The sequence below is a fragment of the Kribbella sp. NPDC050241 genome (genome assembly GCF_044459685.1).
In the GTDB taxonomy this organism is placed as follows: domain Bacteria; phylum Actinomycetota; class Actinomycetes; order Propionibacteriales; family Kribbellaceae; genus Kribbella.
In genome coordinates, this window is sequence record NZ_JBITJE010000035.1 from 1 (window position 1) to 1082 (window position 1082).

Below are 1082 nucleotides of genomic sequence, written 5' to 3' on the forward strand. Positions count from 1 at the left end.
GGTGTCATGTATGTGGCCCGGGCTCTGCGGCTTCGTGATGGTGATCGTGCGCGGTTGGAGGCGGTGACGCGGGCGTCGACGGCTCCTGCCGGGGTGGTTCAGCGGGCAAGGATCGTGCTGCTGGCCGCCGACGGGGTGCCGAACACCGAGATCGCGGAGCGGACCTCGTCGTCGCGGCCGACGGTCGTGAAGTGGAGAAATCGCTACGTTGAGGCGGGGATCGATGGTCTGGGTGATCTGCCGCGGCCGGGACGTGCGCCGGAGATCGATGAGATCGAGGTGCTGGCCGAAACCCTGGCGGACAAGGGGAAACCGCCGGCCGAGCTCGGGGTGACGCACTGGTCGTCGCGGCTGCTCGCGGCCCGGTTGGGGATCTCGTTCGCCACGGTGGCGCGGATCTGGCGGAAGTGGAACATCCAGCCGCACCGGATCGAGACGTTCAAGTTCTCCACCGACCCCGAGCTCGAACCCAAGATCCGCGATGTCGTCGGGCTGTATCTGGACCCGCCGGCCAACGCGGTCGTGGTCTCGATCGACGAGAAGAGCCAGATCCAGGCCCTGGACCGCACCCAGCTCGGGCTGCCACTGCGCCCCGGGCTGCCCGCCCGGCAAACCCACGACTACGTCCGCCACGGCACCACCACACTGTTCGCAGCCCTCGAGGTCGCCACCGGCAAGATCAGCGCCGACGCCTGCTACCCGCGGCACAGCAACGTCGAGTTCCTGGCCTTCCTCAAACGTGTCGCGAAGGCCCACCCGCGCGTGAAGCTGCACGTCATCTGCGACAACTACGCCACCCACAACCACCCCAACGTGAAGGCCTGGCTGGCCAAGCACCCACGGATCACGCTGCACTTCACCCCCACCAGCTGCTCCTGGCTCAACATGGTCGAGATCTTCTTCGGCATCATCACCCGCCAAGCCATCCGCCGCGGCACCTTCACCTCCGTCGCAGACCTCCACGACGCCATCCGCGACTTCATCGACGCCTACAACAACCGCGCCAAACCCTTCACCTGGACCAAGACCGCCGACACCATCCTCACCAAGATCAGCCGTAAACCAACTTCAAACACGCGACA

General features: G+C 66.3%; 1 protein-coding gene. It reads left to right on the top strand.

The window, feature by feature from the left end:
• Positions 1 to 6 precede the first annotated feature (6 nt).
• The coding region (locus ACIBG5_RS43640; protein WP_396397997.1) for an IS630 family transposase at positions 7 to 1082 on the top strand (1076 nt) is incomplete at its 3' end.